8 protein-coding genes, 2 tRNA genes and 3 rRNA genes are annotated in these 14741 nt (G+C 53.9%); 10 read left to right on the top strand and 3 right to left on the bottom strand.

Going from position 1 to position 14741, the window contains the following annotated elements:
* The first annotated feature begins 288 nt into the window (after nt 1–288).
* From AC4OVS_RS01135 to birA, 7 genes are all read left to right on the top strand, one after another.
* Nucleotides 289–1830: ribosomal RNA gene (locus AC4OVS_RS01135) — 16S ribosomal RNA — on the top strand.
* A 70-nt stretch (nt 1831–1900) separates the two neighbouring features.
* Nucleotides 1901–1977 (top strand) — tRNA-Ile (locus tag AC4OVS_RS01140).
* A 105-nt stretch (nt 1978–2082) separates the two neighbouring features.
* A tRNA-Ala gene (locus AC4OVS_RS01145) sits at nt 2083–2158 on the top strand.
* A gap of 170 nt (nt 2159–2328) precedes the next feature.
* Nucleotides 2329–5233 (top strand): 23S ribosomal RNA (locus AC4OVS_RS01150).
* 71 nt (nt 5234–5304) lie between these two features.
* Nucleotides 5305–5420 (top strand): 5S ribosomal RNA (gene rrf / locus AC4OVS_RS01155).
* The 16S, 23S and 5S rRNA genes sit together here with 2 tRNA genes alongside, the layout of an rRNA operon.
* A 134-nt stretch (nt 5421–5554) precedes the next feature.
* Nucleotides 5555–6583: a UDP-N-acetylmuramate dehydrogenase gene (murB, locus tag AC4OVS_RS01160; RefSeq protein ID WP_023307159.1), complete on the top strand. Its 1029-nt coding sequence runs from the start codon at nt 5555–5557 to the stop codon at nt 6581–6583.
* Nucleotides 6580–7542, top strand: a complete 963-nt coding sequence (gene birA / locus AC4OVS_RS01165; protein WP_003861169.1) for a bifunctional biotin--[acetyl-CoA-carboxylase] ligase/biotin operon repressor BirA — start codon at nt 6580–6582, stop codon at nt 7540–7542. Before murB ends, birA begins: the two co-directional genes overlap by 4 nt.
* 33 nt (nt 7543–7575) lie before the next feature.
* Here the strand turns inward: birA and bcsG are convergent, their stop codons facing one another.
* From bcsG to bcsE, 3 genes are read right to left on the bottom strand one after another with little or no spacing between them, the layout of a single operon-like run.
* Nucleotides 7576–9255 (bottom strand): cellulose biosynthesis protein BcsG, encoded by a 1680-nt coding sequence (gene bcsG, locus AC4OVS_RS01170; RefSeq protein ID WP_023298844.1) that lies wholly within the window; start codon nt 9253–9255, stop codon nt 7576–7578.
* A complete protein-coding gene (gene bcsF / locus AC4OVS_RS01175; RefSeq protein WP_022649733.1) occupies nt 9248–9442 on the bottom strand; it encodes a cellulose biosynthesis protein BcsF in 195 nt (64 codons plus the stop codon). The genes bcsG and bcsF overlap by 8 nt, the downstream gene beginning before the upstream one ends.
* Entirely contained in the window at nt 9439–11001 is a 1563-nt protein-coding gene (bcsE, locus tag AC4OVS_RS01180) for a cellulose biosynthesis c-di-GMP-binding protein BcsE (protein ID WP_022649732.1), read from the bottom strand. Before bcsE ends, bcsF begins: the two co-directional genes overlap by 4 nt.
* A 174-nt stretch (nt 11002–11175) precedes the next feature.
* On the opposite strand from bcsE, the gene bcsR reads away from it, so the two are divergent.
* From bcsR to bcsA, 3 genes are read left to right on the top strand one after another with little or no spacing between them, the layout of a single operon-like run.
* Nucleotides 11176–11364, top strand: coding sequence for a cellulose biosynthesis protein BcsR (gene bcsR, locus AC4OVS_RS01185; RefSeq protein WP_022649731.1), 189 nt, complete (start codon nt 11176–11178; stop codon nt 11362–11364).
* An 11-nt stretch (nt 11365–11375) separates the two neighbouring features.
* Nucleotides 11376–12128, top strand: a complete 753-nt coding sequence (gene bcsQ, locus AC4OVS_RS01190; RefSeq protein ID WP_023298843.1) for a cellulose biosynthesis protein BcsQ — start codon at nt 11376–11378, stop codon at nt 12126–12128.
* Nucleotides 12125–14740: a UDP-forming cellulose synthase catalytic subunit gene (bcsA, locus tag AC4OVS_RS01195; protein WP_023298842.1), complete on the top strand. Its 2616-nt coding sequence runs from the start codon at nt 12125–12127 to the stop codon at nt 14738–14740. Before bcsQ ends, bcsA begins: the two co-directional genes overlap by 4 nt.
* Nucleotide 14741 lies beyond the last annotated feature (1 nt).

The following is a 14741-nucleotide window of genomic DNA, read 5'->3' on the forward strand; positions in this document are numbered from 1 at the left end:
TCCCTATAATGCGCCTCCACTGACACGGAACAACGGCATACACGCCGCCGGGTCAGCAGAGAAAAGCAAAATAAACGCTTGACTCTGAAGCGGGAAAGCGTAATATGCACACCCCGCGCCGCAGCGAAAACGTAGCGGCACTGCTCTTTAACAATTTATCAGACAATCTGTGTGGGCACTCAAAGTGACATGGATTCTTAACGTCCTCGGACGAAAAATGAATACCAAGTCTCAACGAGTGAACACGTAATTCATTACGAAGTTTAATTCATTGAGCATCAAACTTTTAAATTGAAGAGTTTGATCATGGCTCAGATTGAACGCTGGCGGCAGGCCTAACACATGCAAGTCGAACGGTAACAGGAAGCAGCTTGCTGCTTCGCTGACGAGTGGCGGACGGGTGAGTAATGTCTGGGAAACTGCCTGATGGAGGGGGATAACTACTGGAAACGGTAGCTAATACCGCATAACGTCGCAAGACCAAAGAGGGGGACCTTCGGGCCTCTTGCCATCGGATGTGCCCAGATGGGATTAGCTAGTAGGTGGGGTAACGGCTCACCTAGGCGACGATCCCTAGCTGGTCTGAGAGGATGACCAGCCACACTGGAACTGAGACACGGTCCAGACTCCTACGGGAGGCAGCAGTGGGGAATATTGCACAATGGGCGCAAGCCTGATGCAGCCATGCCGCGTGTATGAAGAAGGCCTTCGGGTTGTAAAGTACTTTCAGCGGGGAGGAAGGCGACAGGGTTAATAACCCTGTCGATTGACGTTACCCGCAGAAGAAGCACCGGCTAACTCCGTGCCAGCAGCCGCGGTAATACGGAGGGTGCAAGCGTTAATCGGAATTACTGGGCGTAAAGCGCACGCAGGCGGTCTGTCAAGTCGGATGTGAAATCCCCGGGCTCAACCTGGGAACTGCATTCGAAACTGGCAGGCTAGAGTCTTGTAGAGGGGGGTAGAATTCCAGGTGTAGCGGTGAAATGCGTAGAGATCTGGAGGAATACCGGTGGCGAAGGCGGCCCCCTGGACAAAGACTGACGCTCAGGTGCGAAAGCGTGGGGAGCAAACAGGATTAGATACCCTGGTAGTCCACGCCGTAAACGATGTCGACTTGGAGGTTGTGCCCTTGAGGCGTGGCTTCCGGAGCTAACGCGTTAAGTCGACCGCCTGGGGAGTACGGCCGCAAGGTTAAAACTCAAATGAATTGACGGGGGCCCGCACAAGCGGTGGAGCATGTGGTTTAATTCGATGCAACGCGAAGAACCTTACCTACTCTTGACATCCAGAGAACTTAGCAGAGATGCTTTGGTGCCTTCGGGAACTCTGAGACAGGTGCTGCATGGCTGTCGTCAGCTCGTGTTGTGAAATGTTGGGTTAAGTCCCGCAACGAGCGCAACCCTTATCCTTTGTTGCCAGCGGTCCGGCCGGGAACTCAAAGGAGACTGCCAGTGATAAACTGGAGGAAGGTGGGGATGACGTCAAGTCATCATGGCCCTTACGAGTAGGGCTACACACGTGCTACAATGGCGCATACAAAGAGAAGCGACCTCGCGAGAGCAAGCGGACCTCATAAAGTGCGTCGTAGTCCGGATTGGAGTCTGCAACTCGACTCCATGAAGTCGGAATCGCTAGTAATCGTGGATCAGAATGCCACGGTGAATACGTTCCCGGGCCTTGTACACACCGCCCGTCACACCATGGGAGTGGGTTGCAAAAGAAGTAGGTAGCTTAACCTTCGGGAGGGCGCTTACCACTTTGTGATTCATGACTGGGGTGAAGTCGTAACAAGGTAACCGTAGGGGAACCTGCGGTTGGATCACCTCCTTACCTTAAAGAACCTGCCTTTGTAGTGCTCACACAGATTGTCTGATGAAAAACAGCAGTAAAAAATCTCTGCAGGCTTGTAGCTCAGGTGGTTAGAGCGCACCCCTGATAAGGGTGAGGTCGGTGGTTCAAGTCCACTCAGGCCTACCAAATTTTTGCTGATGCTGCGTTGCGGCGACACTCACATACCTGAGTATGCTTCGTGTCACCACGCCTTGCCTCAACAAAAATTACCGGTAGAGAGATAACTACGATGGGGCTATAGCTCAGCTGGGAGAGCGCCTGCCTTGCACGCAGGAGGTCTGCGGTTCGATCCCGCATAGCTCCACCATCCTTTACTGCGAACACAAGAAAACTTCAGAGTGAACCTGAAAAGGTGCACTGCGAAGTTTTGCTCTTTAAAAATCTGGATCAAGCTGAAAATTGAAACGACACACAGCTCATGTGTGTTCGAGTCTCTCAAATTTTCGCAATCAGAAGTGAAACATCTTCGGGTTGTGAGGTTAAGCGACTAAGCGTACACGGTGGATGCCCTGGCAGTCAGAGGCGATGAAGGACGTGCTAATCTGCGAAAAGCGCCGGCGAGGTGATATGAACCTTTGACCCGGCGATGTCCGAATGGGGAAACCCAGTGCAATCCGTTGCACTATCGTTAACTGAATACATAGGTTAACGAGGCGAACCGGGGGAACTGAAACATCTAAGTACCCCGAGGAAAAGAAATCAACCGAGATTCCCCCAGTAGCGGCGAGCGAACGGGGATCAGCCCGGAGTCTGAATCAGCTTGTGTGTTAGTGGAACGGTCTGGAAAGTCCGACGGTACAGGGTGATAGTCCCGTACACGAAAGCACACATGCTGTGAACTCGAAGAGTAGGGCGGGACACGTGGTATCCTGTCTGAATATGGGGGGACCATCCTCCAAGGCTAAATACTCCTGACTGACCGATAGTGAACCAGTACCGTGAGGGAAAGGCGAAAAGAACCCCGGCGAGGGGAGTGAAAAAGAACCTGAAACCGTGTACGTACAAGCAGTGGGAGCCTCTTTATGGGGTGACTGCGTACCTTTTGTATAATGGGTCAGCGACTTATATTCTGTAGCAAGGTTAACCGTATAGGGGAGCCGAAGGGAAACCGAGTCTTAACTGGGCGTTAAGTTGCAGGGTATAGACCCGAAACCCGGTGATCTAGCCATGGGCAGGTTGAAGGTTGGGTAACACTAACTGGAGGACCGAACCGACTAATGTTGAAAAATTAGCGGATGACCTGTGGCTGGGGGTGAAAGGCCAATCAAACCGGGAGATAGCTGGTTCTCCCCGAAAGCTATTTAGGTAGCGCCTCGTGAATTCATCTTCGGGGGTAGAGCACTGTTTCGGCTAGGGGGCCATCCCGGCTTACCAACCCGATGCAAACTACGAATACCGAAGAATGTTATCACGGGAGACACACGGCGGGTGCTAACGTCCGTCGTGAAGAGGGAAACAACCCAGACCGCCAGCTAAGGTCCCAAAGTCATGGTTAAGTGGGAAACGATGTGGGAAGGCACAGACAGCCAGGATGTTGGCTTAGAAGCAGCCATCATTTAAAGAAAGCGTAATAGCTCACTGGTCGAGTCGGCCTGCGCGGAAGATGTAACGGGGCTAAACCATGCACCGAAGCTGCGGCAGCGACACTATGTGTTGTTGGGTAGGGGAGCGTTCTGTAAGCCGTTGAAGGTGTCCTGTGAGGGGTGCTGGAGGTATCAGAAGTGCGAATGCTGACATAAGTAACGATAAAGCGGGTGAAAAGCCCGCTCGCCGGAAGACCAAGGGTTCCTGTCCAACGTTAATCGGGGCAGGGTGAGTCGACCCCTAAGGCGAGGCCGAAAGGCGTAGTCGATGGGAAACAGGTTAATATTCCTGTACTTGGTGTTACTGCGAAGGGGGGACGGAGAAGGCTATGTCAGCCGGGCGACGGTTGTCCCGGTTTAAGCATGTAGGCGGAGGTTCCAGGTAAATCCGGTACCTTATTAACGCTGAGGTGTGATGACGAGGCACTACGGTGCTGAAGTGATAAATGCCCTGCTTCCAGGAAAAGCCTCTAAGCATCAGGTAACACGAAATCGTACCCCAAACCGACACAGGTGGTCAGGTAGAGAATACCAAGGCGCTTGAGAGAACTCGGGTGAAGGAACTAGGCAAAATGGTGCCGTAACTTCGGGAGAAGGCACGCTGATATGTAGGTGAAGCCCCTGCGGGCGGAGCTGAAATCAGTCGAAGATACCAGCTGGCTGCAACTGTTTATTAAAAACACAGCACTGTGCAAACACGAAAGTGGACGTATACGGTGTGACGCCTGCCCGGTGCCGGAAGGTTAATTGATGGGGTTAGCGGCAACGCGAAGCTCTTGATCGAAGCCCCGGTAAACGGCGGCCGTAACTATAACGGTCCTAAGGTAGCGAAATTCCTTGTCGGGTAAGTTCCGACCTGCACGAATGGCGTAATGATGGCCAGGCTGTCTCCACCCGAGACTCAGTGAAATTGAACTCGCTGTGAAGATGCAGTGTACCCGCGGCAAGACGGAAAGACCCCGTGAACCTTTACTATAGCTTGACACTGAACACTGGTCCTTGATGTGTAGGATAGGTGGGAGGCTTTGAAGCGTGGACGCCAGTCTGCGTGGAGCCAACCTTGAAATACCACCCTTTAATGGCTGGTGTTCTAACGTAGACCCGTAATCCGGGTTGCGGACAGTGTCTGGTGGGTAGTTTGACTGGGGCGGTCTCCTCCCAAAGAGTAACGGAGGAGCACGAAGGTTGGCTAATCCTGGTCGGACATCAGGAGGTTAGTGCAATGGCATAAGCCAGCTTGACTGCGAGCGTGACGGCGCGAGCAGGTGCGAAAGCAGGTCATAGTGATCCGGTGGTTCTGAATGGAAGGGCCATCGCTCAACGGATAAAAGGTACTCCGGGGATAACAGGCTGATACCGCCCAAGAGTTCATATCGACGGCGGTGTTTGGCACCTCGATGTCGGCTCATCACATCCTGGGGCTGAAGTAGGTCCCAAGGGTATGGCTGTTCGCCATTTAAAGTGGTACGCGAGCTGGGTTTAGAACGTCGTGAGACAGTTCGGTCCCTATCTGCCGTGGGCGCTGGAGAATTGAGGGGGGCTGCTCCTAGTACGAGAGGACCGGAGTGGACGCATCACTGGTGTTCGGGTTGTCATGCCAATGGCACTGCCCGGTAGCTAAATGCGGAAGAGATAAGTGCTGAAAGCATCTAAGCACGAAACTTGCCCCGAGATGAGTTCTCCCTGAGACCTTGAGTCTCCTGAAGGAACGTTGAAGACTACGACGTTGATAGGTCGGGTGTGTAAGCGCAGCGATGCGTTGAGCTAACCGATACTAATGAACCGTGAGGCTTAACCTTACAACGCCGAAGCTGTTTTGGCGAAGAGAGACAGACACGATTTTCAGCCTGATACAGATTAACAGAATTTGCCTGGCGGCTTTAGCGCGGTGGTCCCACCTGACCCCATGCCGAACTCAGAAGTGAAACGCCGTAGCGCCGATGGTAGTGTGGGGTCTCCCCATGTGAGAGTAGGGAACTGCCAGGCATCAAACAAGTGAAGAGGCCATCCGAAAGGATGGCCTTTTTGCGTTTCTGCACCTGCTTCCTTTCCATAAACTAATCACCCATCCCTTCGTATATACGGTAAACTATCCCGGTTTTTGCATCAGGATAGCGTCTATGAATCACTCCCTTAAGCCCTGGAATACCTTTGGTATTCAACGGAATGCTAATCAAATTGTACGTGCCGACAGTGCTCAGCAGTTGCTGAATGCCTGGCAAAACGCAACAGAAAACGGTGAACCCGTACTTATTCTGGGCGAAGGAAGTAATGTCCTGTTTCTCGATGATTTTGCGGGGACGGTAATCGTTAATCGCATCATGGGGATTGAGCGTAAAGAGAGCGCTGACAGCTGGCATTTACACGTGGGTGCTGGCGAAAACTGGCACCATCTGGTGCAATATACCCTTGAAAAAGGGATGCCCGGACTGGAAAACCTGGCCCTCATCCCGGGCTGTGCAGGATCATCTCCTATTCAAAACATCGGTGCCTACGGCATTGAACTGAAACACGTCTGCGAATATGTCGACTGCATCGAACTCGCGACCGGAACGGCGAAGCGTTTGACCGCAGAGCAGTGCCGCTTTGGCTATCGCGACAGCATTTTCAAGCACGACTATCAGGATCGTTTTGTCATTGTGGCCGTTGGCCTGCGTCTGGCGAAAGCATGGAAACCCGTTCTGACTTACGGCGATCTGGCCCGTCTCGATCCGGCTACCGTCACACCGCGTGAGGTTTTTGATTCCGTTTGCCACATGCGAATGACCAAGCTACCGGACCCGAAAGTTAACGGAAATGCGGGCAGTTTCTTCAAAAATCCGGTGATCGGCAGCGAAAATGCGAAAGCGTTTCTCGCAGGCTGGCCAACGGCCCCGCATTATCCTCAGGCGGATGGCAGCGTAAAGCTGGCCGCAGGCTGGCTTATCGATCAATGTGAATTAAAAGGTACTACGCTTGGTGGCGCTGCTGTTCATCGTCAGCAGGCGCTGGTACTGATCAACCAGTCCAACGCGACAAGTGAGGATGTCGTCAACCTGGCGCACCATGTTCGCCAGCGTGTGGGCGAAAAATTTAACGTCTGGCTGGAGCCTGAAGTTCGCTTTATTGGCCGAACGGGCGAAGTGAATGCCGTGGAGACCATTGCGTGAAGGACAATACTATTCCGTTAACTCTCATCGGTATTCTTGCTGATGGCGAGTTTCATTCTGGCGAGCAGCTGGGCGAACAGCTGGGCATGAGCCGCGCTGCCATCAATAAACATATTCAAACGCTCCGCGACTGGGGCGTGGATGTGTTTACGGTACCGGGAAAAGGTTACAGCCTGCCGGAACCAATCCAGTTACTGAATGAAGAGATCATCCGCAGCCAGATTGGACACGGTAACGTCGCGGTATTGCCGGTCATTGATTCGACGAACCAGTATCTGCTGGATCGCCTGAGCGAGCTGAAATCCGGTGATGCCTGCGTTGCCGAGTACCAACAGGCAGGACGTGGCCGCCGGGGGCGTAAGTGGTTTTCGCCATTTGGCGCCAACCTCTACCTTTCCATGTACTGGCGGCTTGAACAGGGGCCAGCTGCGGCCATCGGGCTGAGCCTGGTCATCGGCATTGTGATGGCAGAGGTGCTGCACGATCTGGGTGCCGATCAGGTGCGGGTAAAATGGCCCAACGATCTGTATCTCAACGATCGAAAGCTGGCGGGGATCCTGGTCGAACTGACGGGAAAAACAGGCGATGCCGCACAGATCGTCATTGGGGCGGGGCTGAACATGGTGATGCGAAACGTGCAGAACGATGTCGTGAACCAGGCCTGGACCAACCTGCAGGAAGCGGGGATCACCATCGATCGCAATACGCTTGCCGTCCGCATGATCAATGAGTTGCGTAGTTCGCTGACGCTCTTTGAACAAGAGGGGTTAGCGCCATTCCTGTCCCGCTGGGAAAAGCTGGATAACTTTATTAACCGACCGGTGAAGCTGCTGATTGGGGATAAAGAGATTTACGGCACATCACGCGGCATTGACGCGCAGGGCGCGTTGCTGCTTGAACAGGATGGCGTGATTAAGCCCTGGGTGGGCGGTGAAATTTCGTTACGAAGTGCAGAGTAACCCTCTCCCCACAGGGGGAGAGGGTGTAGCAGGTCACTGCGGATACGGCACCCAATCCCCGGCATTCAGCCGGACATAAGGCTTATTCTGATACTGGATCACCACCGCATTGGCGTTTTCCGATACCTCCGCCGTCTGCGGCAGCCCGCTGGTGAGCTGATCCCAGTTCACGCTATCTTCCACAAACAGCTTACCGTCTACAGCGCGAGCAACCAGTTCCGAGATGGCCAGATAGCTGCTTGGCTGGGTGATCTCAACTGGCGCGCCCTGATGCGGTGCCTTCATGCCAAAGAACTTAATCCCGGCCGGAACGTTTGTGATGGACGGGCTTGGGATATCGCGCAGACCAGACACCTGCATCCTGTCGCCTTTCAGCGCTCCACCATGTTCCGGGACCACCACCACCATCACTTTACGACCTGATTTTTCCAGCTCGTTAAAGAACGCGTTCAGCTCGTCAAAGAACTTCTGCGCACGGGCCTTGTAATCGGCCGTTTTGCTTACGCCCGGATAATGGTTCCCGTCGTGAAGCGGCAGCGTATTATAGAACGTCGCGCTACGCGTCCCTTCCTCTTTACCGACGGTGTCAAACCAGCGCTGAAGTACGGCGGTATCGTCATAGACCGGCGAGCCATCGAAGCCCAGTAACGTCACTGGCAGCCCTTTCTGGTCCATCAGTGGGGCCTGCATGCCACCCTGTTCACGCACTTCTTTCAGGAAGTTACCGAACTGACCGTTATGGCCCATCATCAGGTGTTGGGTAAAGCCCAGTTTTGCCAGGTTATCAAACAGGTAACACTGGTTAGCTGCCGGCTGGTAGAGGTTCTTATGCGAGGGCTGCCCACAGCTCGCGCGCAGCAGGCGGATAGCCGCTGGGCCGCTGTACGACGTGGCCGAGTTGAAGTCTTTGAACTGAATATCGAAATGCGACCACAGCGGGTGCGACATCAAACCAGCCGCGTCAACGTCAGCCCAGGACAGAGAACAGATGTTAATGACCAGCAACTCAAACGGCTGAGCATCGGCAGGCAGCGCGTCCGGGAATTTCGTCTGGCGCTTATCTTCCGCAGCGTAAAAACTGGAGAGCCACGCGTTCAGGTTCGTGGATGTCGGCGGCGCCGTCTGCGCTGGAATATCCCCAACCACAGGCGTATCCCCTGCTGTCGCGACGGTAGCGGCGGCGGAACCGCCCGTGGTGGTTACGGTTGTCGTCGGCTGACCGGCTGGCCACAGCGAGAAGCTCGGGCCCGTCAGCGTCAGTACGTTTAGCCAGATCATAATCGCGACGACAAACACCGTCACCCGGATCCACTGAGACAGGAACAGCCAGGCAACCAGCAGGACAAATACCGCGCCAATCATCTGCCAGTTAATAAAGCGCTCAACCAGATCGAGCATATAGTCCGCACTGAAACCTGCGACCTGGGAACCCTGGCTCATAATGCTTTCGGGGCCGGGTAGCCAGGTATCATGCCAGAACAGGGCGAAACCGATAGGGATAGCAATCCAGTGACGTATACGGTGCAGCCTGAGGTTCGGGATTGGCATCAGCAGGAATGCCATAAACACCAGATTAAGCAGCGGGTGGAAATTAAGATAGCCTGCCCACAGCAGACCAAACTTCACCAGAAAGTAGAAATTCCAGCCGGACAGACCGCGCCAGTATTGCCAGAGTGGCGATGGCGCTGAAGAGGTATAGGTAGAATTAGTCATGTTTTCGGTTTGCCTTGACGTTTGAAGCGCGAGTCAGTGTTCCGGCGGGTTTAATATAGCGAGGTTTGACGAACAGTAATCTGATCGTATCGCGAATACGGCGCAGGGAATGGCGTGCATAGTAGCCAAGCGGCAAAAAAATCAGCGCGCACAGAACAACCAGTTGGATGATATCGCTGATATTCATAATGGAACGCTCTCCTTGTTCTCATCCATTAAGCGTAGCGGCTCAGGAACCCGACGCCATACGTGCCCATCATGTTTCGCGTTCAGAACCGGTTTGGCACCACTTGTTACAGGCAACGGTTTGGCCCATTTTTCAGGTGCCAGGGCTCGCATCTGGACAAGCTCAGCGCTGATCAAATTATCTTCAAACCAGACCATGCGGTTCGAGAAAATATCCCCGGTAGGCAGCGGGAAGATATGGTTCAGGGCGGTATCCAGATCGTTCACCCGACAGAAGGAGAGGAACAGCACCAGGCGATTATCGCCAATGGTCATGATATCCCCGATACGATTAGGGCGGCACAAGGTGAGCGCCTGCTCAACGCGAATGCCCGGCACAGGACGCAGGGCAACCATCACCCCTTTTCCGTCTGCCGGTAAAAGCGTATTGCTCATCATGTTGCCCACCGCATCGCAGAAGGTGTCCCATTTCTGGTAGCCGCGCAGTTTCATCGGCTGCGTCATTGAAAGCAGGGTGCTGATATCTTCCGGAACATATCGATTAAACTGCTGGCCCTGAATGCTTTCGATCAGCGTCAGACAGCGCGACAGGGGAGCATTCCAGGGAATGACCATATTCGCGCCGCAGCCCAGTAATAAGCGCTCATCGGTGGCGCGCAGGCTGGTATTATTTTCACGTACCACGATTTTTAACGCGCTGCCGCGCTGGCGACGTAATGTGTGAATGTGCCGTGCCAGCGTTTCGATTTGGTTATTCTGGATCAACGAGAAGATAATGGTCGCCGCCTGCGTGGTGCGCGCCTCATCAAATAAGGCCTCGTTGGTTTCGAACAGTGACCAGTGCTCAGACAGTGCAGGCGCACCTTCCAGTACCGCAATATGACTCAGAACGCGCTTTTCATCACTGCGTGGCTGAACCACCGTCTCTTCCTGTTGAGCAAGATGCCACTCGTCCCCGACATTTTTGAGGGTAAGCTGCTGTCGGGAGCTCACCCCTTTTTCATTGCACCAGAAAGCCACGTCGTAAAGATGGCTGTCAGTCTGGACACGAATACTGGCCAGGCCATAGAGGGAACGGTATTCACTCATTAAAAGTGAAAAAAGTTTGTCGTTATTACTGCCCGGGTTAACAACCAATAAGGTGCAATTTTGATTTTTTGCCCATCTGCTGATTCTTCCCAGCCATTTCAGCAGTTTTTCAGACGGGATATTTTGTAGACCGTTTTGAGAACATTTAAGAATCAGTAAATAGTGTTCAGGAACAATAGAGCACTGAATATCGCGGGGCAAAAAGTATAAACTGTCGGCCTCCGCTGGCATGGAAAATAATCGTACTGTCTGGGGTCCACGGTCAGTTTCGAGCCTGATGATTGACTTTGGCTCATCGCCCATCGTAATGACGGCCACGCGGTAATCCTTACCCTGCGCCGCTATCGTCTGGTTTACCAGACTGATGGCATCTTCATTACGATCCGTATTAACCCACCAGACTCCTCCGACTGGCATGTGGCGCAATTCGTCCCATAATGACTGGATGCCAATAGAAAATATGGAGTCCACGGTGTCCCTCTTTTCGTCGAATTTCTATGTCTCTCAGTTTACTAGCGAAAGCGTAGAAATAAACCTAACATTGAAATTAAAGAACATCAGATTTAGCATGTAAATGAAATTTCGTGGGCAGGACGCCTCGCTGCATCTGAATCTTATGATTTTACTCAAAGGGATGAAATAAGAATGCAAAATAACGAACCCGCAACTCCAGTCGACCCAAGCCTGGGTTACACATTCCAAAACGATTTTCTGGCGCTCACGCAGGCTTTTTCATTGCCTGAAATAGATTACACCGATATTTCCCAGCGGGAACAGTTGGCTGCGGCTATTAAACGTTGGCCGTTATTAGCTGAGTTTGCCCAACAACAATAAGGAAGCCATTGATGGCCGTACTAGGATTACAGGGCGTCCGTGGTGGAGTGGGTACAACTTCCGTAACCGCGGCGCTGGCGTGGTCATTACAGGTTTTAGGTGAATCAGTACTGGTTATTGATGCCTGCTCCGATAATTTGCTGCGCATGTCATTCAATGTCGACTTTACACATGAAAACGGCTGGGGGCGCGCGCTTCTGGACGATAAAGACTGGCGGGATGCGGGTTTGCGCTATACCTCCCAGCTCGATTTGCTTCCCTTTGGTCAGATGACGGAAACCGAACGCGGGAATGAAGCTGCGTTTCAGCGCCTGTTCTCTCGCTTCACCACCGCTTTGCAGAGTCTGAAAGAGAGCGGACACTATCAGTGGATCCTGCTGGACCTGCCGCACGGCGCCGCGTCGCTGACCCGCCAGCTTCTGTCGCAGTGCGACCATGTGCTCTCCATTGCGAACGTAGATGCGAATTGTCATATCCGTCTGCATCAACAGGCAATGCCTGCCAATGCCCATATTCTGATTAACGATCTGCGCATTGGCAGCCAGATCCAGGACGATCTGTACCAGGTCTGGCTCCAGAGTCAGCGCCGCCTGTTGCCAATGGTTATTCATCGTGACGAAGCGATGGCGGAGTGCCTCGCTTCCAAACAACCGCTTGGGGAGTACCGTAGTGATTCACTGGCGGCAGAAGAGATCCTGACGCTGGCCAACTGGTGTCTGCTGCACTTTGCTAAACGGCCGGAGCCTGCCGGGAGTTCAGTATGAGCCGCCTGACCAACTGGTTGCTCATCCCGCCGGTCAGTTCGCGCTTAAGTGAACGCTACCGCCATTACCGTCATCACGGCGCCTCATCGCTGAGCGCTGCGCTGGGCTGCTTCTGGATGATTCTGGCGTGGATGTTCATCCCCCTCGAACATCCACGCTGGCAACGTATTCGTGCGCGGCACGGTGAACTCTATCCGCATATCAACCCTGACAAGCCGCGTCCGCTCGATCCCGCGCGCTACGCTATACAGTCCATCTGGCTTCTGGCGACCTCAACGGGTGCGGAGAAAAAAACGTCCCGCTGGCGCAGCTTCGATCGCGTGCAGAACTTACGTGAACATTATCACCAGTGGCTTAACCGGCTACCCGACCGGGTTGGCGATAGAACAGGTCATTTAGATAATCACAAAGAGCTCGGGCACCTTCACCCGGGCTTACGGCGTTTTATTCTCGGCGTGGTGGTGGTGTTCTCGCTCATACTGGCGCTGGTCTGTATTACCCAGCCCTTCAACCCGCTGGCACAGTTTACCTTCCTGATCCTGCTGTGGGGCGTGGCGCTGCTGGTGCGGCGCATTCCGGGGCGTTTTTCTGCCCTGATGCTGATCGTGCTGTCGCTGACCGTTTCCTGCCGCTACATCTGGTGGCGATATACCTCAACGCTGAACTGGGACGATCCGGTCAGCCTGGTGTGTGGGTTAGTGCTGCTGTTCGCTGAGACCTACGCCTGGATCGTGCTGGTGCTGGGTTACTTCCAGGTTATCTGGCCGCTGAATCGACAGCCGGTGCCGCTGCCAAAAGACACGACCCAGTGGCCAACGGTGGACCTCTTCGTGCCGACCTACAACGAAGACCTGTCGGTGGTGAAAAACACCATTTACGCCGCGCTGGGTATCGACTGGCCGAAGGATAAAATCAAAATCTGGATCCTTGATGACGGTGGCCGCGCCGAGTTCCGCCAGTTCGCGGACGAAGTAGGGGTCGAGTACATCGCCCGTACCACGCATGAACACGCTAAGGCCGGTAACATCAACAATGCGCTGAAATATGCCAAAGGGGAGTTCGTCTCTATTTTCGACTGCGACCACGTGCCAACGCGCTCGTTCCTGCAAATGACCATGGGCTGGTTCCTGAAGGAGAAAGAGCTGGCGATGATGCAGACGCCGCACCACTTCTTCTCGCCGGATCCGTTTGAACGTAACCTTGGTCGTTTTCGTAAAACCCCGAACGAGGGCACACTGTTCTATGGTCTGGTGCAGGACGGGAACGACATGTGGGACGCAACGTTCTTCTGCGGCTCCTGTGCGGTGATCCGCCGTAAACCGCTGGATGAAATTGGCGGGATCGCCGTCGAGACGGTCACGGAAGATGCGCACACTTCGCTGCGTCTGCACCGTCTTGGCTATACCTCCGCCTACATGCGCATTCCTCAGGCGGCGGGGCTGGCCACGGAATCCCTGTCGGCGCACATCGGCCAGCGTATTCGCTGGGCGCGCGGCATGGTGCAAATTTTCCGCCTCGATAACCCGCTGATGGGTAAAGGACTGAAACTGGCGCAACGGCTGTGCTACGTTAACGCCATGTTCCACTTCCTGTCGGGTATTCCACGGCTTATCTTCCTCACTGCGCCGCTGGCGTTCCTGCTTCTTCATGCTTACATCATCTATGCGCCTGCGCTGATGATTGCCCTGTTCGTTCTGCCGCACATGATCCACGCCAGCCTGACGAACTCGAAGATTCAGGGGAAATATCGCCATTCGTTCTGGAGTGAAATCTACGAAACGGTGCTGGCCTGGTATATCGCGCCGCCAACCATGGTGGCGCTGATTAACCCGCATAAAGGGAAATTCAACGTCACCGCGAAGGGCGGGCTGGTGGAAGAGGAGTATGTCGACTGGGTGATCTCCCGGCCCTATATCTTCCTGGTGCTGCTGAATATTGTGGGCGTGATTGTTGGGGTCTGGCGCTACTTCTACGGCCCGGAAAACGAAATTCTGACGGTCTTCGTGAGTATGGCGTGGGTGTTTTATAACCTGATTATCCTCGGTGGCGCGGTGGCGGTATCGGTGGAGAGCAAACAGGTTCGCCGCGCGCATCGCGTCGAAATCAGCATGCCAGCGGCCATTGCCCGCGACGATGGACATCTCTTCTCCTGTACCGTACATGACTTTTCGGATGGCGGTCTGGGTATCAAGATCAACGGTCAGGCGAAGGTGCTTGAGGGGCAGAAGGTCAACCTATTGCTTAAGCGCGGCCAGCAGGAGTATGTCTTCCCGACGCAGGTGGTGCGTGTGAGAGGAAATGAAGTGGGTCTGCAACTGATGCCGCTGACTAAAAAGCAACACATCGATTTTGTGCAGTGTACGTTTGCCCGCGCGGATACGTGGGCTCTCTGGCAGGACAGCTTCCCTGAGGATAAGCCTCTGGAAAGCCTGCTGGATATTCTTAAGCTGGGGTTCCGTGGCTATCGTCACCTTGCAGAATTTGCCCCGTCGTCGGTGAAATTAATTTTCCGGTCACTTACTTCACTGGTTTCCTGGGTCGTGTCGTTCATTCCGCGTCGACCTGAGCGAGATGAAGCGAAGCAGGCGGACCCGGTTATGGCTCAACAATGAT

Source organism: Enterobacter sp. 4974935, assembly GCF_058661735.1.